Here is a 24,049-nt window from a genome sequence, read left to right on the forward strand (position 1 = left end):
TCCTAACCCTAGTCGCTAGTGAGTCATCGATGTTTGGCAAAGTGCTGTAAAGCGTGCGGGCCTCCTGGAAGGTCCGCTCTATGGGACGTTCAGCGCCCGCGTGCTCGGTCGCACAGGGGCAGGCAGCGTCGTGCTGCCCGACAGCCAGCGATCAACCTCTGCAGCGCATGCCCGCCCCTCGGCTAGGGCCCAGACGACGAGCGACTGACCCCGTCCGGCGTCCCCGGCGACGAAAACGCCCTCGTGCTCGCTCATGTAGGTTTCATCCCGGGCAAAGGTCCGGGATCTCGACGAAGCCTCCGAGCGGCCGCCGCCATCAAACTCCTGATCGAACTCCGCGCGTTCGGGGCCGGTGAAGCCCAGCGCGATCAACACGAGGTCCGCTGGGATCTCATGCTCGGTGCCGGACTTCGGCAAGCGTTGGCCATCGACGAAGTGGGTTTCGGCAACCTTGAGCGCCCGTACATACCCGGAATCGTCGGTAAGGAACTCGACTGAGGACGCCAGGTACTTGCGGTCGCCGCCCTCCTCATGGGCGCTGCTGACCTCGAAGAGTCGTGGATCCAACGGCCATGGCTCGTGATCTGGCCGGCTGTCAGGCGGACGGTGGCCGATCGCCAGGGACGTCACGCTCTCCGCCTGCTGGCGCAGCGCCGTGCCAAGGCAGTCGGCACCTGTGTCACCGCCACCGATGATCACGACATTCTTGCCGGTCGCCACGATCTGATCGTCGACCGTGTCACCGGCCTGCACCTTGTTCGACGGGGTCAGGTAGTCCATAGCGAAGTGGATGCCCTCGGCGTCCCGGCCAGGGATCGACAGGTCACGGGGCACTGTGGCCCCGGTGGCGACGATGACGGCATCGAAACGGGCCCGTAGCTTCACCCAGCTGAAGTCTGAGCCGATATTGACGCCCGGCCGGAACCTGGTTCCTTCGGCCTGCATTTGCTCGATCCGGCGATCGATGTGGTGCTTCTCCATTTTGAAGTCGGGGATGCCGTAGCGCAGCAGACCGCCAAGCCGATCGTCGCGCTCGTACACCGCGACGGTGTGCCCGGCCCGGGTCAGCTGCTGTGCGGCGGCGAGACCCGCGGGCCCGGAGCCGACGACGGCTACCGTCTTCCCGGTAAGCCGATCCGGGATCTTCGGTATCACCAAACCGTTTTCCCAGGCCTCGTCGATGATCGACACTTCGACCTGCTTGATCGTGACGGCAGGCTGATTGATGCCGAGAACACACGCCGACTCGCACGGGGCCGGGCAGACCCTACCGGTGAATTCCGGAAAGTTGTTCGTTGAATGCAGCAGCTCGATGGCGGTCCGGTTATCACCACGCCAGGTAGCGTCGTTCCACTCCGGGATCAGGTTGCCGAGCGGGCAGCCGTTATGGCAGAACGGCACCCCGCAGTCCATGCAACGCCCGGCCTGTCGGGTCAGCTGGTCCTTGTCCCGCTGCTCGTACACCTCGCGGTAGTCCATGATCCGCACCGGCACTGGACGACGAGCTGGCAGTTCACGCTTGCGGGTGGTGAGAAATCCCCTGGGATCAGCCATTGGTCGCCTCCAGAATTCGTTCCCACACAACATTGCCTTCCAGGTCGAGGCCCTCTTTGACGGCCTGTTCCCTGGTCTCGATCACCGAGGCGAAATCGCGCGGCATCACCTTGGTGAACCGGCTGATGCTGTCCCCTGAACCGCGACAGCCCTCAAGAAGTGCGGCCGCCACAACGGAACCGGTTTGGTCCGCGTGGCGCTGCAGCAACTCGGTCAGCACATCCACGTCGTCCGGCTGCAGGGCCATCAGCGCGAGTTCGCCCGATTCCAGCGCCCCCCGGTTCACCTGCGCCGGATCCAGGTCGAGCACATATGCCGTTCCCCCGGACATACCCGCACCGAAGTTCTTGCCGATGCCACCGATAATCACCGCGACACCGCCGGTCATGTACTCCAGACCGTGATCACCGATGCCCTCGACAACCGCGCGGGCGCCGGAGTTGCGCACTAGAAACCGCTCGCCGACGATGCCAGAGATCAGCAGTTCACCGGAGGTGGCCCCGTAGCCGATCACGTTTCCGGCGATGACGTTCTCCGCGGCGGCGGTAGTGCTCGAGGCATCCGGCCGAACGATTATCCTGCCGCCGGACAGTCCCTTGCCGACGTAGTCGTTCGCATCGCCGAACAGCCGCAAGGTGACGCCAGCCGGCAGGAAAGCGCCGAGCGACTGTCCCGCCGATCCGGTGAGGGCGACGTCGATCGAATCCTCGTCGAGCACGTCCTCACCGAAGCGCCGGGTCACCTCGTATCCGAGCAGCGTGCCGACGCTGCGATCAACGTTGTGCACCGCCGCGTTGAGCCGCACCGTCGACCGGTCCTGCAGCACGTCCGCAACCCGTGGCAGCAGTTGATGATCGAAGTGTTTTTCTAGACCGTGATCCTGAACCGTGGTGTTCCTGCGCACGGCGGATTCGGGGAACTCGGGTCCGTTCAGGATCCGGGTCAGGTCGAGTCCTGAGGTCTTCCAATGGGCAATCGCCTCGTTGGTGTCGATCAGCTCGGCGTGGCCGATCGCCTCGTCGATACTCCGGAAGCCGAGGGCCGCGAGGTATTCGCGGACCTCCTCGGCCAGGAACTCGAAGAAGTTCACCACGAATTCCGGCTTTCCGTTGAACCGGGCCCGAAGCTCGGGGTTCTGGGTCGCAACCCCGACCGGGCAGGTATCCAGGTGGCAGACGCGCATCAGAATGCAGCCGGAGACGACCAGCGGCGCCGTGGCGAAGCCGAACTCCTCCGCACCGAGCAGTGCAGCGATCAGGACATCCCGGCCCGTTTTCAGCTGGCCATCGACCTGGACGACGATTCGCTCTCGCAGACCGTTCAGCATCAGAGTCTGCTGTGCTTCGGCGAGGCCGAGTTCCCAGGGAACCCCGGCGTGTTTGAGCGAATTCAGCGGGCTTGCACCGGTTCCGCCATCGTGGCCGGAAATCAGCACCACGTCGGAATGCGCCTTGGCAACCCCGGAAGCAACGGCGCCGATGCCTATCTGGCTGACCAGCTTCACATGCACCCGGGCGCTGGGATTCGCGCGCTTCAGATCGTAGATCAGCTGGGCCAGGTCCTCGATCGAATAGATGTCGTGGTGTGGCGGCGGCGAGATCAGGCCGACCCCCGGGGTGGCATGCCGGGTGCGCGCGATCCAGGGATACACCTTGGACGGCGGCAGTTGCCCGCCCTCCCCCGGCTTGGCGCCCTGGGCCATCTTGATCTGGATGTCGTCGGCGTGGGTCAGGTAGAGGCTGGTCACGCCGAAGCGCCCCGAGGCGACCTGTTTGATAGCCGAACGGCGCTCCGGGTCGAGCAACCGGTCCACGTCCTCGCCGCCCTCACCGGTGTTGGACTTGCCGCCGATCCGGTTCATCGCAATCGCCAGCGTCTCGTGTGCTTCTTGTGACAGCGAGCCGTAGCTCATCGCGCCGGTGGAGAATCGCTTGACGATCTCGGAGACCGGCTCGACCTCGTCAAGCGGCACGGCCGGGCGCACGCCTTCGCGCAGCCGGAACAGGCCACGCAGCGTCATCAGGTCAGCGGCCTGGTCATCGATCGCCTTGGTGTACTCGCGGAAGATATCGAAGCGTCCCGCGCGGGTCGAGTGCTGCAGCTTGAAGACTGTTTCCGGATTGAACAGGTGCGGCGGTCCCTCGCGACGCCACTGGTATTCGCCGCCGACCTCCAGCCTGCGGTGCGCCGGCGGCATCGACGTCGCCGGGTAGGCAAGTTCGTGCCGGGCCGCGACCTCGGCCGCTATCACGTCGAGACCCACGCCGCCCAGCTGGCTGGTCGTGCCGGTGAAATACCGGTCCACGATGCGCTGTGACAACCCAAGCGCTTCGAATGTCTGGGCACCACGGTAGGAATGCACCGTGGAGATACCCATTTTGGACATGATCTTCAGCACGCCCTTGCCGAGTGCCTTGAGCAGGTTGCGAACCGCCTTGTCCTGCGACACGTTGGTGACAACGCCGGCACGGACCAGCGCCTCGGCGGTCTCCATGGCGAGGTAGGGATTGACGGCGGACGCTCCGTAGCCGACCAGCGTGGCGATATGGTGCGTCTCGCGCACGTCGCCGGCCTCCACGATCAGGCCCACCTGGGTGCGGGTCCGTTCCCGGATCAGGTGATGGTGCACAGCAGACGTCAGCAGCAGCGATGGGATCGGCGCCAGGTCAGCGGTCGAGTCCCGGTCGGAGAGCACGAGGAACCTCGCACCCTTGGCGATCGCGGCAGTGGCCTCGGTACAGATCTCCTCTATCCGCCTGGCCAGGCCGTTTCCTCCCGTGCTCGGCCGGAACAGCCCGCGCAGGATGACGGTACTCGCGCCGGCGCGCTCACGGCCTGTGCCGTCGATGTGCACGATTTTGGCCAGCGCGTCGTTGTCGATCACTGGATAGGGCAGGACCACCTGGTGGCACTGTTCCGGTGAAACCCGCAGCAGGTTGCCTTCCGGTCCGGACCCGGCCTCAAGGGATGTGACCAGTTCTTCCCGGATCGCGTCCAGCGGCGGATTCGTGACCTGTGCGAAAGCCTGGGAGAAATAGTCGAAGAGCAGGCGTGGCCGCTTACTGAGAACTGCGATGGGAGTGTCCGACCCCATTGCGCCGAGCGGCTCGGTGCCGGCACGCGCCATCGGCGCTATCAGGATTCGAAGCTCTTCCTCTGTGTATCCGAAGGTACGCTGACGCCTGGTTACCGACGCCTGGGTATGCACGACGTGCTCACGGTCCGGCAGATCGCTGAGCTTGATCCGGCCGGCGTCCAGCCATTCGCCATACGGTTCCTGGCTGGCGAGCCGGTCCTTGATCTCGTCGTCGCTGACGATCCGCTCTGCGGCGGTGTCGATCAGGAACATCCGCCCCGGCTTCAATCTGCCACGTTTGACGATCCTGGCCGGATCGATGTCGAGCACGCCGACCTCGCTGGCCAGCACGACCAGGCCATCGTCGGTGATGATGTAGCGGGCCGGCCGCAGTCCGTTGCGATCGAGCACCGCGCCGACCTGGCTGCCGTCAGTGAACGAAACGCAGGCAGGGCCGTCCCACGGCTCCATCAGCATGGAGTGGAACTCGTAGAATTCACGTCGCTTCCGGTCCATCTGCTGATCGTTTTCCCAGGCCTCGGGAATCATCATCATCATGGCGTGCGGCAGTGACCGGCCGGACATGGCCAACAGTTCAAGGACCTCGTCGAACGACGCGGAGTCGCTCGCGCCCGGGGCGTTGATCGGCAGCAGTCGCTGGATATCGCGGTTCGAGCCGTCGGCACTCGGGCTGGCGAGCAATTCGGAGGCCAACTGCGATTCCCGGGCGCGCATCCAGTTCCGATTGCCGCGCACGGTGTTGATCTCGCCATTGTGGGCGATCATCCGGAATGGCTGGGCCAATGGCCAGGATGGGAATGTGTTCGTGGAGAACCGGGAATGCACGATTGCCAGCCGGCTGGTGAACCGGGCATCGGACAGATCAGGGTAGAACGGTTCGAGCTGAGCCGTTGTCAGCATTCCCTTGTATGTCATTGTGCGCGAAGACAATGACGGGAAGTACACGCCGGCGTGCTCGGCCCGCTTGCGCAGCATAAAGGCCCGGCGCTCCAGCACCATCGGATCGGGCTCACCGGTCGCCGTGGTTTCGGCTGGGACTGCCGGGTCGAGCGCGAGAAAAACCTGACGGAATTCCGGCATCACGGCGCGTGCGGCGCGGCCGACGATATCCGCGATGATCGGCACTTTCCGCCAACCGAGTACCTGCAGGCCCTCATCGGCGGCGAGCTCTTCAACCAGGTCAACGCCTGTCTGTGGCTCGTCCGCCGCCAGGAAGGCGGTACCTGCCGCATAATCGCCGGGCGCGGGCAATTCGAATTCCAGCACGGAGCGGAAGAACTCGTCCGGAACCTGCAGAATGATACCGGCGCCGTCACCGGTCCCCTCGTCGGCGCCTACTGCCCCGCGATGCTCCAGATTGCGTAACGCGGTGAGCGCTTTGTCGACGATGTCGTGAGTGGGATTGCCGTGCAGGGAGGCGACGACGGCGAGCCCGCAGGCATCGTGCTCATTCGCCGGATCGTAAAGGCCGGTCGCCTTCGGAAGGTCCGAAAATCTTTCGTGCGCTGAAATGCGGCCTGATTCAGCAACCATAAGCACCGTCCTTTTATGCTCCGGGCGTCTTCAGTAAGACACGGGTCATCAGCAGCTGCAACCCGCTAGCGGGCATCGGGACGGCGCTGTCCTTTACGATCGAGCTCCTGCGTTAGCTGGTTCTCTTGACGCCGGCAGGGATGGTGCCGACTACATCAGAGCGCATACATGGATCATCGGTACGTGCCATCTACGCGTTTGCCCAGAATACAACATTTTTCGTCTCAAGGAATAAGACACTAACCGTCCGAAGCGTGACCCCTGCCCTGCTTCTGATCCGCCTCGCGGCGCGCGCGTCTGCTCAGCTGCGGTTCGGAGGCGACTCGCAGCGCGTCGCCGCGGCCGGTGGCCAGCTCGTCAACTGAATCCGTCGTCGATTCGTCAACCGAAGCGGAATCCGTAGCGGGCTCCCGACCGGGAAGGTACACGCTTGGTTCTATCTCACGATGCTTGCGGCGACTGAGATAGAACATCGCGGCACCGAGCGCAAAAACAAGTATTGAGGTCCAGACGTTGAGCCGGAGCCCCAGCACGAGTTCCGCGTCGTCGATCCGCAGGGCTTCGATCCACACCCGGCCGAGAGTGTAGTAACAGACGTACGCCCAGAACACCTGACCCCAGGCCAGACGGAACTTGCTGCCGAGCCAGAGCAGGAGGACGACGCCGATCACATTCCAGATCGATTCGTACAGGAACGTCGGATGGAACAGTGTCCCCTCCGTGTATTGCGGGCCTGGCCAGTTCGGGTTGATCCCGCCGTCGGTGAGGTAATCGATCTGCAAACCCCAGGGCAGAGTGGTCGGCGCGCCGAACAGCTCCTGGTTGAACCAGTTGCCCCAGCGTCCGATGCCCTGCGCGAGCAGAATTCCAGGTGCCGCAGCATCGAGGAACGCGGGTAGCCGGACGCCGCACCGTCTGGCGCCGATGTAGGCGCCGACGACGCCGAGCACGACCGCACCCCAAATGCCGAGTCCACCCCGCCAGATCTGCGGGATCAGCGTGAGGTCGCCGTCCGGGCCGAAGTAGGCGTCAGGCGAGCTGAACACGTGATACAGTCGGCCGCCGATGATGCCAAGCGGAATCGCCCAGATGGCGATGTCCCAGATGTGGTCCTCTTTGCCACCGCGAGCCTTCCAGCGCCGGTTCGTCAGCCAGAGGGCCGCGCCGATTCCGGCCAGGATGCACAGCGCGTAGGCATGAACGGTGAAACCACCGATGGAGAACCCGCTCCATCCCGGACTTGGAATACTCGCGAGGTACATAGCTACTTTCCGACCGGTTTCTTGGCGACGGCCAGCGAGCCGGCGAGCTCGCCAGCCAGCTTGCCTGCTGCCCCGACGCCATCGGCGTCGAGGGCACGAATCAGCGCCGAGCCAACGATGACGCCGTCAGCGTACTCACCGACTTCGGCGGCCTGCGCCGGGTTGGAGACGCCAAGGCCGACGCAGACGTTGGCGGCTCCCGCGGCGCGGGTGTCGTCCACCAGGCGTCGGGCGTGTTCGCCAACCGCTGTACGGGTTCCGGTGACACCCATCGTCGATGCCGCGTAGACGAACCCGCGACTCGCGGCGGCAGTCATTGCCAGTCGCTCCCTTGTCGAGGACGGTGCGACCAGAAAGATCCGGTCGAGCCCGTACTGGTCGCTTGCAGCGATCCAATCGTCGGCTTCGTCCGGAATCAGATCGGGTGTGATCATTCCGGCGCCGCCTGCGGAGGCAAGGTCGCGCGAAAACGCGTTGACCCCGTAGCGCAGCACCGGGTTGTAGTAGGACATCACGACGACGCCCGCGCCGGTGGCGGAGACCTCTTCCACCGCTCGCAGCACGTCCCTGGTGCGGACTCCCCCGGCAAGCGCCACCTCGGCGGCGTGCTGGATGACGACGCCATCCATGCCCGGATCGGAATACGGCAGGCCGAGTTCGACGATGTCGACGCCGGCCGCGACGATCTCCTTCGCTGCCTTGATCGACGTGTCGACATCGGGAAACCCGACCGGCAGGTAACCGACCAGCGCGGCGGGCCGGCCGTCGGCACGGACCGCATCGAGTACGTCGGCTGTGCTCCGGACTGCGCTCACAGTTGCTCAGCTCCCTCGTCGAGCAGCTCGAACCAGCGGGCTGCGGTATTGACATCCTTATCGCCGCGACCGGAGAGGCTCACCAGGATGACGGACTCCGGGCCCAGTTCCTTGCCGAGGTCGATCGCTCCGGACAGTGCATGCGCGGATTCGATCGCCGGGATGATCCCTTCCGTCTCACAGAGCAGCCGGAACGCGTCCATCGCCTGGGTGTCAGTCACCGGACGGTACTCGGCGCGGCCGGAAGCCGCCAGCCAGGCATGCTCCGGGCCGACGCCGGGATAGTCCAGCCCGGCCGAAATCGAGTGGCTTTCGAGCGTTTGGCCGTCCTCGTCCTGCAGCATCAGCGAGTGGGCTCCGTGCAGCACGCCGGGAGTCCCCTGGGTGATTGTCGCGGCATGCCGAGCGGTGTCGACGCCATCCCCCGCCGCCTCGCAGCCGATCAGCCGGACCTGGGCGTCATCGATGAACGGATGGAAAATTCCGATCGCGTTCGAGCCTCCGCCAACGCAGGCCACCACGGCGTCCGGCAGACGTCCGGTGATCTCCTGGACCTGTTCCCGGGCTTCGACCCCGACAATCCGCTGCAGATCGCGAACAAGCGCCGGGAATGGATGCGGACCGGCGACGGTGCCGAACAGATAGTGTGTCGTTTCGACCGAGGCAACCCAGTCACGGAACGCCTCGTTGATCGCATCCTTCAGCGTCTGCGAACCGGCTTCGACCGCGACAACCTCGGCACCGAGCAGACGCATCCTGGCTACGTTGAGCGCCTGCCGGCGGGTGTCCTCCGCGCCCATGTAAATGGTGCAGTCGAGGCCCAGCAGCGCCGCCGCCGTGGCGGTGGCCACTCCGTGCTGGCCGGCCCCGGTTTCCGCAATGACCCGGGTCTTACCCATCCGTTTCGTCAGCAAAGCCTGACCGAGCACGTTATTGATCTTGTGTGAACCGGTGTGGTTCAGATCCTCACGCTTCAGCAGGATCCTGGCGTTTCCGGCATGCTCGGCGAAGCGAGGCACCTCGGTCATGATCGAGGGCCGTCCGGTGTATGTCCTGTGCAGTTCGTTCAGTTCGGCAATGTATTCCGGGTCGTTCGAGGCCTTCTGATACGCCGCGTCTATCTCGTCGAGCGCGGCGATAAGAGCTTCCGGAACGAACCGGCCGCCGAAGTCGCCGAAGTAGGGTCCATTCGAACGAGCAGGTGAAGCAGATTCGTTCACTTAACTTTCTCCATCCAGCGACGCGGGCGTCGATTCGTAGGTGGCCTGTTGCCGGGCGGCACTACCCGCGGCGATGAAGTCGCGGACGTTGGCCTCGGGCTCGCCGCCGGTAACCAGCGCCTCACCGACCAGCACGAGTTCAGCGCCGGTCGCCGCGTAGTCCGCGACATCCTCGGCGTTCCGCACCCCGGATTCCGCGACAGCTAGCGCGCCACGCGGAATTGCATGCACGAGCGAACCGAAGATGGCGCGATCGACATCCAGGGTTTTCAGGTCGCGGGTGTTCACCCCGATCAGAGTCGCGCCAGCGGCGACGGCACGAGCGATCTCCGCCTCGGTGTGTGCCTCGACCAACGCGGTCATACCGAGACTCTCGGTGAGTTTCAGCAATGCTGCCAACTGCGCGTCGTCCAGTGCCGCCACGATCAGCAGCACCACATCCGCACCCCAGGCCCGGGACTCCCAGACCTGGTACTCGGAGACCACGAAGTCCTTGCGGAGCACCGGAACCGACACGGCGGCACGAACGGCCTTGAGATCGGCGAGCGATCCGGAGAAACGTCGCATCTCGGTGAGCACGCTGATGATCGCCGCTCCGCCGCGTTCATAGGCCGCGGCTAGCGAGGCGGGATCCTCGATCGGGGCCAACGCACCTTTTGACGGCGACGACCGCTTGACCTCCGCGATGATCTTCAGGTCCGGGTTCGAGCGCAGCCTCGACATGACGTCGAGTGCCGGAGTGGCGAACTCCAGCTGCTCCTTGAGCTGCTCGAGCGGCAGCGCTCGCTCACGGGCTTCGAGATCCTCCCGGACTCCCGCAATGATTTCCTCCAGAACCGTCATCGCACCGGCCGGCTCAGTGCCGGGCACTGGTTCGCGAGCCGCCGACGCCGAAGCCGACCCTGCGCAGAATCCAGCCCACGATCAGCCCGACGACAGCGACGGCCATGCCGATCCAGAACACGGTCACCGACGCCAGGAAGAATGCCGCGGCACTGATCAGACAGCCGCCCAGCATGATCAGCACCGTAGTCCAGCCTGCGATGGAATGGCCGTGGCCAAGTGATTCCGGCACGGCTGCCGCGACCTGCTCCTCGGTCAGGCGGTACTTGGCGTTTTCTGGCATATCAGCTGTGGGCGTGCTCATTGTTCTCCTTGAGGTGAAAGTTCACATGCATTGTCTCATGCTGTACGGATTAGGACGGATCCTCGCCCCGGGTCTGGGCATCCCAGGAGTTAGCCGGGTCGAGTCCGTCATCGGCGGCGTCCGCATCGGCAGGCGGCCTGGTCTGCGCACGCTCGAACCGGGATGAGGTGTCCCAGCCTCGGGACATCACCGCCGCCGTAACGGTGCCAATCAGGAACAAAGCACCGACTACAAGAGCTACGTAAGGCCAGGCGCTGAGGCTGACCTGGTCGGCGACCACCTCGAGACCGGTCGCGGCCCGAACGGCGGGCACGCTGGCCCGACCTGGATCGACGATCACGGACACCGTCGAGGCGAGCCAGGCGGCGCCGATGCCGAACAGGATGACGAAGCCGACGACACGACCGATCCGCCGGGCGATGCTCAGGAACAGTGCCGCGGCAACTCCGGCCAACGAAACGGCCAGCAGGACCTCGGAAGCCTCCGATCCGGCAACAATTATCTGCTGGGTGCCTCCGGCCGGCGATGCCAGTTCTGTGAGCAGCCACTCCCGGGTCGCGGTCAGGAACATCGCCCCGGCAAGCACGATCAGGATAAGCACCCAGGCGCCCTTGCCGAAACGCTGACCGCCCGAACGTCCGGCTCCGGATGCCCGGCTCATCTGACGGTCCGCATGGTCTGCGCGATGGCGACCGCCCGCAGGACGGCGGCCGCCTTGTTCTCGGATTCGATGATCTCGGTCTCCGGCACCGAGTCGGCCACGATTCCGCCTCCGGCCTGGACGTGGGCGTAGCCATCCTTGAGCAGCGCTGTGCGGATCGCGATGGCCAGGTCCAGGTCGCCGGTGAAGTCAAGATAACCGACCACTCCGCCGTAGACGCCGCGGGAAACGGGTTCCAGCTGGTCGATCAGCCGCAGCGCCCGGGGTTTCGGCGCGCCGGAAAGCGTTCCGGCCGGGAACGTGGCCCGGAGCACGTCGAAGGCGGAATAGTTCGGGCCGAGTCGGCCGATCACCGTCGATACGAGATGCATGATGTGGCTGTAGCGTTCAATTTCCATGAACTCCACCACCTCGACCGTGCCTGGCCGGCATACCTTCGACAGGTCGTTGCGGGCCAGGTCGACAAGCATCAGGTGCTCGGCCCGCTCCTTGGCGTCTTCCAGCAGTTCCGCGCCCAGCCGCTGATCGTCCTCCGGCGTCGAGCCGCGCGGGCGGGAACCGGCAATCGGATGGGTTATCACTTCGGTTCCGGTGACCTTGACCAGCGCCTCGGGTGAGGAGCCGACGATTGCGTAGCCCCGGCCGGCCGAGTCCTGCAACGACAGAAGGTACATGTAGGGACTCGGATTTGAACCACGCAGGATGCGGTACACCTCAAGCGGCTCCACGTCGCAGGGCAGGTCGAACCGCTGCGCCAGGACCACCTGGAAGACCTCACCGTCCACGATGGCTCGCTTGCCTGCCTCGATGGCGGCGACGTAGTCATCGTGCGTTGTCCGGTTCTTCAGCTCAGGTTCGGTATGCAGGTCGGCAACCGAGACAGTGGATGCCGCCGGCTGGGCAAGCGCCGTGGTCATGGCGTCGAGCCGGTCACAGGCATCTTGATACGCCTCGTCGACGCGATCTGCGGTGTTATCGACGTTGACCGCGTTGGCGATCAGCAGCACGGTGCCTTCCAGATGGTCGAATATCGCAAGGTCCGCGGCCAGCATGAGTGACAGCTCAGGAATCTGGAGTTCGTCGATCGGCCCGTGACCGAGCTTTTCCCATCGGCGCACTACATCCCAGCCGAAGTAGCCGACAAGTCCGGATGTCAGCGGTGGCAGATCATCGTGACGGTCGGTAGCGAGTGCGGCGAGCGTCGCCGCCGCGGCCTCGAGTGGGTCGCCGCTGGTCGGGATGCCGGCCGGCGGCGTGCCGAGCCAGTGTGCCTGGCCGTCCCGCTCAGTCAGGGTTGCCAGCGACCTCACACCGACAAACGAATAGCGGGCCCAGGTGCCACCACCTGAAGACTCCAGCAGGAAGGTGCCGGGCGCGCCGTCGGCGAGTTTGCGGTACAGGCCGACGGGAGTTTCGGCATCGGCGATAAGCCGACGCGTCACCGGTATCACCCGGTGGTCTGGCGCAAGCGCGCGGAACTGTTCGAGGGTGAGGCTAGCTCCACCCAGAGGCGACTTCTTCATTCGGACCGCTCCCCTGCGACCGCAGGTATCTCCCGGCCGTCAAAACAGGTCCGCGTTCCGGTGTGGCAGGCAGCGCCGACCTGGTCGACCTTGATCAGCAGGGCATCACCATCACAGTCGATGGCGACTGACTTCACCAGCTGGATGTTCCCCGAGGTGTCGCCCTTGCGCCAGTACTCCTGCCGGGACCGGGAGAAGAACGTCACCCGACCTTCGGTGAGGGTGCGGCGAAGCGCCTCGTCATCCATCCAGCCCAGCATCAGCACCTCGCCGGTATCGACTTGCTGGATGACGGCAGCCACCAGCCCTGCCTCGTTTCTTTTCAGGCGCGCGGCAATGGAGGTCTCGGTCTCGTCCGCAGTACTCACGGTATCCATCTTCCCAGACAGTCGCCGGTCCGCTGGCATGAGGCCGCGGGCAACAGTGTGACAGGATCGCAGCATGCAGGAACTACGTGCGAAAAATGCCCGAAACGACCTCGCCGACCTGTTGCTGCGCAGCGGTCCGAATGCTCCGACTCTGTGCGAGGGATGGCAAACGGCAGAGCTAGCCGCGCATTTGTGGCTGCGCGAGGCGCGCCCCGGGGTTTCGTTGCTGGCCGCAGTCCCCGGCCTGCGGGACTTCAGCGAACGCCGGCTGGCCGAAACTGCCTCGGAGGCTCGAAGCGGATCCGGCTACCCGAAGCTGGTGGATCAATTCCGTTCCGGGCCGCCAGTGTTCAGTCCTTTCGCCGTGCCTGCCGTTGACCGGGCCGCCAATCTGCTTGAGTACTTCATTCATTACCAGGATGTCGCGCGGGCGGTCGCCGAGGAGCCGGCCGTCCTTGCCGAGGATTACCGCGAGGCCGTCTGGCGTGGGTTCGGCCGTGCTGCCGGCGCACTGTACTTCCGCGGCCTCCCGGTCGGCGTTGTCGTCCGCCGCGAAGATGGCCCGCGTCGGCGCTTCGGGCCGGCCAATAAGCCGTCGGTGGTTCTCACCGGCGAGCTGGAGGACCTGGTGCTGTTCTGCAGCGGCCGCGAACAGGCCGCTGCTGTTGAGATCGGCGGCGATCCTTCGGCAATCGATGAGTTTCACGCCGCCCGAGGCTAGACGCGGGCACTAGACGCCGGGCAAAGCTAGGCGCCGGCGGAAAAGGACGCGAGCATTGCGCTGGAGGACGGAAAGGATCGCGAGCTCGATGTCAGAACGCGCGCGTATCCAGCCGCGTTCTGACATCGAGCTCGCGATTTCCGCAACGTCCCCGAGCCCAGGAGTTCCGTTTCCACGCGGCCATGACTGCCCGGCAGCCACCTACGGTTCATCGAACCTGGATGCCGTCCGCGCGCAGGGCCGCTTTGACCTCTGCGATCGTGACCTCGCCGAAGTGGAATATGCTGGCCGCCAGCAGCGCGTCGGCACCCGCACGGACAGCTGGCGCGAAGTGGTCCGCCGCCCCGGCGCCTCCACTGGCGATCAACGGCACCGACACCGCGGCACGAGCGGCTGAAATCAGCTCCAGGTCGAACCCCTCTTTGGTTCCGTCCGCATCGATCGAGTTGAGCAGCACCTCGCCGACCCCGAGGTCCTCGGCCTGGCGAATCCAGTCGATCGCATCGATTCCGGTCCCCCGGCGCCCGCCGTGAGTGGTGACCTCGAAGCCGGACGCCGTCGCCGGTCCGGCCGGCTCGCCGCCATCGCCATCCGCTCGGGTCCGGCGGGCGTCCAGTGAGAGCACCAGCACCTGGGTTCCGAACCGCGCGCTGATCTCGCCGATCAGTTCCGGCCTGGCCACCGCGGCGGTATTCACAGATACCTTGTCCGCGCCCGCCCGCAACAAGCGGTCGACATCATCCGCACTCCTGATCCCGCCGCCGACGGTGAGCGGGATGAAGACCTGCTCGGCCGTCGCCGAAACCACGTCATACGTGGTGGCCCGATCGGTGCTCGAGGCTGTGACGTCAAGGAACGTCAGCTCGTCGGCGCCCTGGGCGTCGTAGGCATGAGCCAGTTCGAGCGGATCACCGGCATCGCGCAGGCTCAGAAACTTCACGCCCTTGACCACGCGACCGGCATCGACATCAAGGCATGGGATAACCCGGACTGCTAGCGACATGATCCCAGCCTACGCAGTTTCGCTACCGAGTCCGAGCTGGCGGTAACGCCGGAGCCGCTGCTCGAAACGCGGCGCCGATTCTTCTTGCATCAGCCGAAGCACCTCATATTCGAGCGCCTGTCCGACGCGTCGGCAGAATTCTTCCGGCTCGTCGGCGGCATCGTCGTGCTCCGGAATTATCCGATCGACGACTCCGCTCGCCAGCAGGTCGAGGGCGCGCACTCCCTGAGCGGCAGCCATATCCGCGGCCCGGTCGATAGTTCGGTGCACGATCGCGCTTGCGCCCTCAGGCGGCAGCGGTGAGAGCCAGCCGTTCTGGGCGCACAACACCCGGTCGGCCGGAACCAGAGCCAGCGCGCCGCCCCCGTTGCCTTCGCCCAGCAGCACCGAAACGGTGGGTGAGCTCAGCATCACCAGGTCGGTCAGTGAGCGGGCGATCTCGCCGGCCAGGCCACCCTCCTCGGCCTCCTTCGAAAGCGCGGCGCCGGGCGTGTCGATAACTGTCACCAGCGGCAGATTCAACTCCTTGGACAGCCGCATTCCCCGGCGCGCTTCACGCAGCGCGGCGGGACCCATCGGTTCGTTCTTCGACTGCCCGCGCCTGTCCTGGCCGAGGAAAACGCACGGTGCGCTGCCGAACCGGGCCAGGGCGAGGATCAAGCCGGGATCCTTCTCGCCCTCACCGGTGCCGTTCAGCGGCAGCACGTCCCGGGCCGCATAACGCAACAGCTGGCGCACGCCTGGGCGGTCCTGTTTACGTGACCGGGTGATCGATTCCCAGGCCGGGGTGTCCGGGACGTCGACGTCCTCGGGCGCAGACGTGGCCGGCAGAGTTTCCTTGGGGGCCATCAGGACGCTGAGCACCCGGTCGACGGTGTCCGATATCTTTTCCGGCTGGATCACGGCATCGATCAGCCCACGGCGGTGCAGGTTCTCGCCGGTTTGCACGCCCTCGGGGAAGGTGTCGTCGTACAGTGCCTCGTACACCCGCGGGCCGAGGAAGCCGATCAAGGCTCCAGGCTCGGCGACCGTGACGTGCCCGAGCGAACCCCAGGAGGCGAATACGCCGCCGGTAGTTGGATGGCGCAAATAGACCATGTATGGCAGGCCGGCCCGGCGATGGGCTGCGACCGCGGCGGTGATCTTCACCATCGAAAGGAAGGCCAGCGTGCCTTCCTGCATCCGGGTACCGCCGGATGCCGGTCCGGCCAGCAGAGGCAAACCCTCGGCAGTGGCGCGCTCGATCGCCTTGACCAGACGTTCCGCGGCGGCAAGCCCGATGGATCCGGCAAGGAACCGGAACTCGCAGGCGACCAGTGCCACGCGTCGGCCCCGGATCAGGCCTTCGCCGGTGATCACCGACTCGTCGACCCCCGACTTTTCCCTCGCGGCAGCTAGCTCCGCGGCATACTCCGCGCTGATAGTGCCGGCAATCCGAACCGGCGGTTCGTCCCAGGAGATGAACGTGCCTTCGTCAACGGCGACGTCGAACAGTTCGCGTGCGCCCAGCCTGCGCTTCTTCTCAGCCATTGCTGCCGGGCCCCTGCTCGATCGTGCCGGAATCAGTTTCGCCGTTATCGAGCGCGCCGTCATCGACCGTGCTGGTTCCGACGTCCGTCGATAGTCCGAGCCACGACCGAATGGCTTCCTCATGCTGGTTGAGCAGCGGCGGCGTGTTGTGCTTTTCGCGGGTCGTCTCGTGCTCCCCCGCCTGGTCGGCGCCGAAGAATCGCAGCGGCGGACCGGGCAGCCGGATGTCGCCAAGCACCGGATGCTCGACGTCGACGATGAGCTTCTGCGCTTCGACCTGGTCCCAGGCGTACACCTCATCAAGCGAACGCACCTTGCCGGCCGGAACACCCGCATCGGCGAGGATCGCCAGCAGTTCTTCGCTCTGATACGTCGAGAACGCCTTCTCGATCGTCTCGATCAGCGCTGGACGATTCGCTACCCGGGCGGGATTGTTCTCAAAGCCCGGCGTCTCCGGGTCGAGGTCGAACCTGGTGCAGAGCCGATTCCAGAGCCCCTGGCTTCCCACGCTGATCTGCACGGCGCCATCGGCGCAGTGGAACAACCCGTACGGTGCTATCGAGGGGTGGTGGTTGCCGGCGGCACGCGGTACCTCGCCGGCCACGGTGGCCCGGGTGCCCTGGAAGGCGTGCACGCCGACGATGGCGGCGATCAGCGAGGTGCGGACGATCTGGCCGCGCCCGGTGCGTTCACGCTGCAGCAGCGCGGAGACGACCCCAAAGGCGCCATACATGCCGGAGAGCAGGTCGGCGATTGGCACACCGACCCGCTGCGGGTCATCCGGCCCTGAACCTGTCAGCGACATCAGACCTGCTTCGCCCTGGGCGATCTGGTCATACCCGGCCCGGCCGCCTTCCGGCCCGTCGTGGCCGAATCCCGTGATCGAGAGCACCACAAGCCTGGGATTGATTTCCAGCAGCCGCGACATCGAGAAGCCGAGCCGGTCAAGCACTCCGGTCCTGAAATTCTCAAGCAGCACGTCCGCGCGTTCGACCAGTTTCGTCAGGACTTCCTTGCCATCCTCGGACTTCAGGTCCAGTGCGATGGATTCCTTGTTCCGGTTGCAGGAAAGAAAGTAGGTTGCCTGCTTGTCGTCCTCGGGACCGACGAAGGGCGGACCCCAGTTGCGGGTGTCGTCGCCATGTCCAGGGGTCTCGACCTTGATCACCCGTGCCCCGAGGTCGCCGAGCATCATTCCGGCGTGCGGGCCGGCCAGCGCGCGGGTCAGGTCGACGACCGTGTATCCGGACAGCGGTGAGGCGTCCTCGGCGGGGCGGGGCGCTTGGGTATCGGGCGATGATGTCATCGGTGGACCTGCTCTTTCTTCTCTTGTCGTCTTACAGCCAGCCTGGAACCACGAGGACCAGCCGCGCGATCAGCGGACCGACGGCGACAACTACGGCACTGTAGCTCAGGATCTGCTTGTAGAACCGATCGCGGTCAGTGCCCTTGGCATTGGCAAGTGCAAGTACCAGCGCCCCGTTGGTTGAGAACGGTGAAACGTCGACGATTGTCGATGAAACGGCAAGGGCCGCGATCATTCCTACGGCTCCAATCTCACCACCCAGCAGGAACGGCACTGCCAGCGGGATGGTCGCCGCGAGGATTGCGGTGGAGGAAGCGAACGCGGAGACGGGCGTCAGTCTCCTGTTCGGGAGGAGATTCGGGGACTGAAATTCCTATTGCATCGCCGAACCTAGCGCTCCGAGCCGCCTCAGCGGGGATTTCCGGCCGTCCCCAAACTGTCCACCAGCGAGCTAAGGCGTTCAGCCTCCCGCAAGCCGTATTCGCCGTCGGCGCGCTGGATCGCCATCACAGCGAGCGTCGTCCCGTCCGCCAGGTCGAGGGTGACCCAAGGGTCGCCGCTCAGGTATTCGAAACGGACCGCCACGATCTCGGCCCAGGTCAGCCTGCGCGCGCGAACCAGGTTCCGCACGTAAAGGCCGGATCCGGACGGCCGGGCCCGCACCGAGACCATCCAGAGCATGATGCCGACGAAAAGCGCCCCGAGACCGAGCAGGCTCAGTTGGTCGAACAGGTCGAATCCTTCGACACCTTCGCCCCGGAGGCCGATGCCGATCACGATGAAGCCGAGCATCACGATCACTGCCAGCGGAATCATCACGAACCTGGCTCGCCGCGGCGCGAATACGCGTAACTGTTCGCCATCCGGCATGGCTACATCCGGCAGGCGTGAATCGTGCTGACCAGGATGGCGCGCGCTCCGACGCTATAGAGCGCGTCCATCACCTTGTTGCTGTCTTCCCGGGTCACCATGGAGCGCACCGCCATCCACTGCGGATCATGCATGGCGGACACAGTCGGCGATTCGAAGCCGGGAGTCAGCTTGATTGCCTCGTCGAGCAGGTCCGTGGGAACGTCATAGTCCATCAGGACGTATCGACGCGCGACCAGCACGCTTTCCAGCCGGCGCGCCAGCACCTGCACGGCCTGGCTCGGTTCCGTGTCTTTGCGGGAGATCAGCACTCCCTCACTGTCCAGCAACGATTCGCCGAACACCTCAAGCCCGGCTGCCCGAAGGGTCGATCCGGTTTCGACCACGTCGGCAATCGCATCGGCAACTCCGAGCTGGATAGACACCTCTACCGCTCCATCCAGCTTGACCGGGGTCGCGCTCACGCCACGACGCTCCAGGTCGGCCGCCACCAGGGTCGGGTAACTGGTAGCGATCCGCAGTCCCTCCAGCTGACCGATGTCGGTGAACTTGCCGGCCGGGCCCGCGTAGTGGAACGTCGAGCTGCCAAATCCAAGCGTCGCGATCTCCTGAGCGTTCGCGCCCGAGTCGAGCAACAGGTCGCGGCCGGTGATGCCGACGTCGAGGATTCCTTCGCCGACGTAGACAGCGATATCCCGGGGACGCAGGAAAAAGAATTCAGCGTCGTTGTCCGGGTCGGCCCGGACGAGTTCCTTCGAGTCACGGCGACGGCGGTAGCCGGCTTCCTCGAGCATAGTCGCGGCGGCCTCTGACAGGGCGCCCTTGTTTGGTACCGCAATGCGGAGCATGTTGATAAAGTCCTTGGCGTCTTAAGTGGGTGGTGAGCACCTAGAGGTGGGTGTTGATGTCGTCGAGGGTCAGTCCCTTGGCGACCATCAACACCTGAAGATGGTAGAGCAGCTGCGAAATCTCCTCGGCTGTCTCCCGGTCGGACTCATACTCGGCAGCCATCCATACCTCGGCGGCTTCCTCGACAATCTTTTTGCCGATCGCATGCACTCCTGCGTCCAGTTCTGCGACGGTTTTCGACCCTGCGGGACGACTGGCGGCTTTTTCCTGGAGTTCTGCAAACAGGGAGTCGAAGGTTTTCACACCCTCCAGCCTAGTGCCTGCCGGAATCTCACGGCTCAAGGTGCTCGTAAGTCGGACGCCGAGGCGTACGGCGACGACGCAGTTTGCCGGCTCCGGCGAGCCCAGTCGCGCAGTCCGATGATCACCATGACCAGGAAGATCAGATAGACCGCGCCAGAGAAGACCAGGCCGCCGCTAACTGCCAGCGGGATGCCGACCAGATCGACGGCAAGCCAGACGAACCAGAACTCGACAATCGCCCGGCCCTGCGCGTACATCGCGACAAGGCTGCCGATGAAGATATAGGCGTCCGGGATCGGAGACCAGGACAGGTTCCAGATGTGCAGTATCGAAGCGAACAAAGCGGTGCCCGCGAGCAACGCGACAATCAGCAGCACCCGCTCCTTCCGGCTGGCCCAGCGCACGGTGACCGAACCCGATTCCGCCTTGCTCTTTCGCCACTGGGTCCACCCCCAGATCGCGGCCGCAACGATGACGACCTGCCGGGAGGCGTTTCCGCCAAGGCCTGCTGACATGCTGGCCGAGAACAACAGGATCGAACCGAGTATCTGGACCGGCCAGGACAGAATATTGCGTCGCAGCGCCAGAACCACGGTCAACAGGGCGAAGACATTGCCGAACAAGTCGGAATAGGGCACGGGCCTGCCCAACAGTTCGAAAGCCGGGGTGTTCAGCCAGCTGAATATGTCCATGGTGTTCCTCATCGGTCGCGTTCAAAACACGGTCCGGGGTACCATCAAGGATTCGGATCGACGCCAACGACGGCGCAACCTGACCCTCGGCGCGAGCGGCGGTTCGACATGCCGATCGCGTCGCGTGCATCCTCCCATCCGGACTTTAACCGTCGGTCCCGGAATTTCACCGAGTCAACCGGCACCCCGAAAGGTGCCGGGTCGCGGACTATAACCGCCGGTTCGGACTTTCACCGACCCCGGAGCACGTACTTATTGCAGGCTTACAGCTTAACGCAGGGCGGCTGTTCAGTGCCCGCCGCAGCGCGCTTGAGCCAGCTGCCGCAGCTCGTCCACGGCGGCGGCGGGTTTCTCAGCGGAGTACACTGCGGAGCCGGCCACGAAAACATTTGCTCCGGCGTCTGCCGCGCGCTCGATTGTCTTCGCCGAGACGCCACCGTCTACCTGCACCCATACGTCGAGGTTCGCCGCGGAGATTGCCGCGCGGGTTCGCTGGATCTTCGGCAGGCAGACGTCGAGGAATTGCTGACCGCCGAAGCCGGGCTCGACGGTCATGATCAGGATCATGTCGAACTCGCCGAGCAGGTCCAGGTACGGCTCGATCGGGGTCGCAGGCTTCAGCGCTATGGCGGCCCGAACACCCTTCGATCGCAGCTCCCGGGCAAGCCGAACCGGCGCCTTAGCCGCTTCAGCGTGGAAAGTCACCGATGCCGCGCCGGCTTCGGCGTAGGCCGGGGCATGCAGATCGGCATTCTCGATCATCAGGTGCGCATCCAGCGGGATCGGCGATACCTTGGCCAGACGCTCGACGATCGGCAGCCCCAGGGTCAGGTTCGGCACGAAATGATTGTCCATCACGTCGATGTGCGCGTAGTCCGCTGCTGAGATCGCTGCCAGCTCGGATTCCAGGTTCGCGAAGTCAGCGGACAGAATACTCGGATTGATTAGAATTCCCACGACACCGACTCTATCCAATGTCCGCCGACGGCGTCCCCTCGTCCCATACCGGAACATGGCCCCGTGCCGGAACGTCGTCCCCACGGGCCACGGCCGGCTGCGGTAATCCCGCCGCCTGCGGTAACGGGCCGGGCGGGAACGGCAGCGCCTGCGGCAGCAGCAGCGGACCGTACCAGCCGGCGTGCCGCAACCTGATCGCGACTGACCGGCAGCGACGACCCTCAGGCGCCGGTCTTGCGCAGCAGCGCCAGAAACATCCCGTCGGTTCCGTGCAGATGCGGCCACAGCTGGGCGAATCGCCCAGAACCTGCGCCGATGTTGGTGCCGGCAACTGTGTCAAGCGCCTGGGGCGCATCAAGCACTTCGAGGCCGGGGGTCGACTTCATCACGTCCTCGATCACCGCAATCGTCTCTGCGGCGTGCGGCGAGCAGGTCGTGTACGCCACGACTCCGCCGGGCCGGACAGCCCTGATGCCGGACTTGAGCAGTTCGCGCTGGACCGGAGCCAGTGCCGGTATGTCGGCCGGCAGACGTCGCCATCGCGCCTCGGGCCGACGACGCAGTGCGCCCAATCCCGTGCACGGCACATCGATGAGGACCCGGTCGTACTGATCCGGAAACTCAGTGCCGAAGTCGCGGCCGTCTCCGGTCAGGATTTCGTGGTCGCCGCGGTGCGGTTGCAGCGCCTGCACAACGAGCTTGGAACGGTGTTCGCTGAGCTCGACCGCGGTGAGCGTCGCGCCTCGCTGATCGCCGATCGCCGCAAGCAGTGCGCTCTTACCGCCGGGGCCGGAGCACAGGTCGAGCCAACGCCCGGTGTTCCGCGCTTCGTCGATCTCGGGCACCAGCAGAGCCTGAGCCACCAGCTGAGACCCCTCGTCCTGCACCCGGACCAGCCCGGAGCGCACGGACGGGAACGATGCTGGCTCCCGGCCGGCCGCCAGCGCGGCTACCGGAGACCATCGGCCGGGCTCGGCACCCTCGTCGAGCAGGTCCTGTACCGCTGTCAGCCCCGGCAGGGCCGTGAGCGCAGGCGTCGCCGGTACGTTGTCCGCAGCCAGCAGGGCTTCGAGCTCCTCAGCCGGACGACCGTGCGCAAGCAATGCCTGCCGGAAGGCCCGGATGATCCATTCCGGATGTGAGCTGCGCGCCGCGAATGCTGCCGCCTCAGACATGCCTTCGGTTGCCTTGGCCGGCCAGTCTTCTGCCGGAACTTCGGAAATACGCCGCAGCACCGCATTGGCGAACTTCGACGGGCCAATGCCCAGCTCCGACCTGACCAGGCCTACTGTCGAATCCACGGCGGCATGCGCGCCAACCCGCATCGCGAGCAGCTGGTGCGCGCCCAGGCGGAGCGCGTTGAGTAAGGGCGGCTGGATGTCGGCAAGCGCCCGGTCGGTGCAGCGAGCGATCACGGCATCGTAGTAGCCCTGTCCACGCAGCGTGCCGTAAGTGAGTTCGGTGGCGAAGCCCGCATCGCGGCCGCTGAGTCGACGCCGGCTCAACAGCCCGGGTAGCACCAGGTTGGCGTAGGCGTCGTCCTCGGTCACCGCCTGCAGCACCGCGTACGAGACGGCGCGCGGTGCGTCGGCGTGCCTTGTCCGCTGCGATGGCGCGGTGGCGGTGCGTTCAAGCTTCCCCGGTTGAACCGGCCTTGGTCTGGGGCTCATCGGGTCTCCTCGGTATCTGTGTCGGTGGCCAAGGCTGCATCGGTGGCCAAGCCGCCGTCGGTATCGAAAGCTTGTGCGCCGCCGCCGCGCATCCAGTCGATGGCCGTCATCCAGCCCTTACCCGGCGGGTTCACCTTGCCGAGCCGGACCGGGTGAGTGCCGGTACCGACCAGCACCTCCGAGCTGTCCGCGACGATTCGTCCCGGGACGATCGGCCCGGCATCGGACCTCACGGTCACCGGAGCGATCTTGCAGCGTTCGCCGGCGAGCAAAGTCCAGGCTCCGGGGGCCGGGGTGGTGCCCCGGATCGTCCGGTCGATCTGCTCGGCGGTGTCTTGCCAGTGAATCTGGGCGTCCGCGCTCACCACTTTGGCAGCGTGCGTCCCGCCGGCCGGCTGCTCACTGGGCGTGGCAGTTCCCGCGGCTAGCTGGGTCAGGCTCTCCAGCAGCAGCCCGGCGCCATCGACTGCGAGGCGCTCCAGTAGAGCGCCGGCGGTGTCCTGATCAGAAATCGCTGCGCGGGAAGTACCCAGCACCGGCCCGGTGTCCAGGCCTTCGTCGAGCTGGAAGACGCTGACACCTGTTTCGGAGTCTCCAGCCATAATGGCGCGCTGCACCGGGGCAGCTCCGCGCCAGCGTGGCAGCAGGGAGAAGTGCAGGTTCAACCACGGCGCGATCGCCAATGCCCGAGGACCCACGATTGCGCCATACGCGACAATCGGCACGGCATCCGGCCGGAATCCCGCAAGCGCGTCCAGAACGTCGCCTCGCAGGCGGGACGCTTCAACTACCGGAATGCCGAGTTCGATGGCGCGCGCCTTCACCGGGCTTGCGGTCAGAATCCGCTTCCGCCCGACCGGAGCATCCGGCCGAGTGAGCACCGCGACGACGTCGTGCGCGCTTTCGGCCAGGACGTTCAGTGAGGGAAGAGCCACCTCCGGGGTACCTGCAAATATCAAACGCACCGT

At 65.4% G+C, this 24,049-nt stretch carries 21 protein-coding genes, 1 pseudogene and 1 riboswitch; of the genes and pseudogenes, 1 reads left to right on the forward strand and 21 read right to left on the reverse strand.

Annotated features, from left to right (window positions below):
- Nucleotides 1-78: 78 nt before the first annotated feature.
- The 10 genes from LWF01_RS08500 to hisI form a co-directional block, all read right to left on the reverse strand.
- Nucleotides 79-1,554, reverse strand: coding sequence for a glutamate synthase subunit beta (locus LWF01_RS08500; RefSeq protein WP_349640591.1), 1,476 nt, complete (start codon nt 1,552-1,554; stop codon nt 79-81).
- Nucleotides 1,547-6,184: a glutamate synthase large subunit gene (gltB, locus tag LWF01_RS08505; RefSeq protein ID WP_349640592.1), complete on the reverse strand. Its 4,638-nt coding sequence runs from the start codon at nt 6,182-6,184 to the stop codon at nt 1,547-1,549. Before gltB ends, LWF01_RS08500 begins: the two co-directional genes overlap by 8 nt.
- Before the next feature lie 239 nt (nt 6,185-6,423).
- Nucleotides 6,424-7,446, reverse strand: coding sequence for a prolipoprotein diacylglyceryl transferase (gene lgt, locus LWF01_RS08510; protein WP_349640593.1), 1,023 nt, complete (start codon nt 7,444-7,446; stop codon nt 6,424-6,426).
- 2 nt (nt 7,447-7,448) lie between these two features.
- Nucleotides 7,449-8,261 carry a tryptophan synthase subunit alpha gene (gene trpA, locus LWF01_RS08515; protein WP_349640594.1) on the reverse strand — a complete coding sequence of 271 codons (813 nt, stop codon included), beginning with the start codon at nt 8,259-8,261 and terminating at the stop codon, nt 7,449-7,451.
- Nucleotides 8,258-9,481 carry a tryptophan synthase subunit beta gene (gene trpB, locus LWF01_RS08520; RefSeq protein ID WP_349640595.1) on the reverse strand — a complete coding sequence of 408 codons (1,224 nt, stop codon included), beginning with the start codon at nt 9,479-9,481 and terminating at the stop codon, nt 8,258-8,260. The genes trpA and trpB overlap by 4 nt, the downstream gene beginning before the upstream one ends.
- Nucleotides 9,482-10,324 carry an indole-3-glycerol phosphate synthase TrpC gene (gene trpC, locus LWF01_RS08525; protein WP_349640867.1) on the reverse strand — a complete coding sequence of 281 codons (843 nt, stop codon included), beginning with the start codon at nt 10,322-10,324 and terminating at the stop codon, nt 9,482-9,484.
- Nucleotides 10,325-10,337: 13 nt separating this feature from the next.
- Nucleotides 10,338-10,628, reverse strand: a complete 291-nt coding sequence (locus LWF01_RS08530) for an HGxxPAAW family protein (protein ID WP_349640596.1) — start codon at nt 10,626-10,628, stop codon at nt 10,338-10,340.
- A 49-nt stretch (nt 10,629-10,677) separates the two neighbouring features.
- The gene (locus tag LWF01_RS08535) at nt 10,678-11,289 is read right to left on the reverse strand and encodes a Trp biosynthesis-associated membrane protein (protein ID WP_349640597.1); all 612 of its coding nucleotides are present in this window, start codon (nt 11,287-11,289) and stop codon (nt 10,678-10,680) included.
- Nucleotides 11,286-12,812: an anthranilate synthase component I gene (locus LWF01_RS08540; protein ID WP_349640598.1), complete on the reverse strand. Its 1,527-nt coding sequence runs from the start codon at nt 12,810-12,812 to the stop codon at nt 11,286-11,288. Before LWF01_RS08540 ends, LWF01_RS08535 begins: the two co-directional genes overlap by 4 nt.
- Nucleotides 12,809-13,180 (reverse strand): phosphoribosyl-AMP cyclohydrolase, encoded by a 372-nt coding sequence (gene hisI / locus LWF01_RS08545; protein WP_349640599.1) that lies wholly within the window; start codon nt 13,178-13,180, stop codon nt 12,809-12,811. The genes LWF01_RS08540 and hisI overlap by 4 nt, the downstream gene beginning before the upstream one ends.
- Nucleotides 13,181-13,253: 73 nt before the next feature.
- Between hisI and LWF01_RS08550 the strand changes: the two genes are divergently transcribed.
- Complete coding sequence (locus tag LWF01_RS08550; RefSeq protein WP_349640600.1) at nt 13,254-13,901, forward strand: TIGR03085 family metal-binding protein; 648 nt, start codon at nt 13,254-13,256, stop codon at nt 13,899-13,901.
- A gap of 208 nt (nt 13,902-14,109) precedes the next feature.
- Here the strand turns inward: LWF01_RS08550 and hisF are convergent, their stop codons facing one another.
- The 11 genes and pseudogenes from hisF to fmt form a co-directional block, all read right to left on the reverse strand.
- Nucleotides 14,110-14,904, reverse strand: a complete 795-nt coding sequence (gene hisF / locus LWF01_RS08555) for an imidazole glycerol phosphate synthase subunit HisF (protein ID WP_349640601.1) — start codon at nt 14,902-14,904, stop codon at nt 14,110-14,112.
- A 9-nt stretch (nt 14,905-14,913) separates the two neighbouring features.
- Nucleotides 14,914-16,434 (reverse strand): carboxyl transferase domain-containing protein, encoded by a 1,521-nt coding sequence (locus LWF01_RS08560; protein ID WP_349640602.1) that lies wholly within the window; start codon nt 16,432-16,434, stop codon nt 14,914-14,916.
- Entirely contained in the window at nt 16,427-17,740 is a 1,314-nt protein-coding gene (locus tag LWF01_RS08565) for a CaiB/BaiF CoA transferase family protein (protein WP_349640603.1), read from the reverse strand. Before LWF01_RS08565 ends, LWF01_RS08560 begins: the two co-directional genes overlap by 8 nt.
- A gap of 31 nt (nt 17,741-17,771) precedes the next feature.
- Nucleotides 17,772-18,068, reverse strand: a pseudogene (locus LWF01_RS08570) (SLC13 family permease); the annotation flags it as partial.
- Between the two features lie 80 nt (nt 18,069-18,148).
- A complete protein-coding gene (locus LWF01_RS08575; protein ID WP_349640604.1) occupies nt 18,149-18,610 on the reverse strand; it encodes a PH domain-containing protein in 462 nt (153 codons plus the stop codon).
- Nucleotides 18,611-18,612: 2 nt separating this feature from the next.
- Nucleotides 18,613-19,458 carry an ATP phosphoribosyltransferase gene (hisG, locus tag LWF01_RS08580; RefSeq protein ID WP_349640605.1) on the reverse strand — a complete coding sequence of 282 codons (846 nt, stop codon included), beginning with the start codon at nt 19,456-19,458 and terminating at the stop codon, nt 18,613-18,615.
- Between the two features lie 40 nt (nt 19,459-19,498).
- The gene (locus LWF01_RS08585; RefSeq protein ID WP_349640606.1) at nt 19,499-19,762 is read right to left on the reverse strand and encodes a phosphoribosyl-ATP diphosphatase; all 264 of its coding nucleotides are present in this window, start codon (nt 19,760-19,762) and stop codon (nt 19,499-19,501) included.
- A gap of 35 nt (nt 19,763-19,797) precedes the next feature.
- Nucleotides 19,798-20,454 carry a nicotinamide mononucleotide transporter family protein gene (locus LWF01_RS08590; RefSeq protein ID WP_349640607.1) on the reverse strand — a complete coding sequence of 219 codons (657 nt, stop codon included), beginning with the start codon at nt 20,452-20,454 and terminating at the stop codon, nt 19,798-19,800.
- Nucleotides 20,455-20,575: 121 nt separating this feature from the next.
- Nucleotides 20,576-20,705: riboswitch (FMN riboswitch) on the reverse strand.
- Between the two features lie 37 nt (nt 20,706-20,742).
- Complete coding sequence (gene rpe / locus LWF01_RS08595; protein ID WP_349640608.1) at nt 20,743-21,411, reverse strand: ribulose-phosphate 3-epimerase; 669 nt, start codon at nt 21,409-21,411, stop codon at nt 20,743-20,745.
- Between the two features lie 221 nt (nt 21,412-21,632).
- A complete protein-coding gene (locus tag LWF01_RS08600) occupies nt 21,633-23,081 on the reverse strand; it encodes an RsmB/NOP family class I SAM-dependent RNA methyltransferase (RefSeq protein WP_349640609.1) in 1,449 nt (482 codons plus the stop codon).
- Nucleotides 23,078-24,046, reverse strand: coding sequence for a methionyl-tRNA formyltransferase (gene fmt / locus LWF01_RS08605; protein ID WP_349640610.1), 969 nt, complete (start codon nt 24,044-24,046; stop codon nt 23,078-23,080). The genes LWF01_RS08600 and fmt overlap by 4 nt, the downstream gene beginning before the upstream one ends.
- Nucleotides 24,047-24,049: the final 3 nt, after the last annotated feature.

This window comes from Saxibacter everestensis (assembly GCF_025787225.1).
GTDB lineage: Bacteria > Actinomycetota > Actinomycetes > Actinomycetales > Brevibacteriaceae > Saxibacter > Saxibacter everestensis.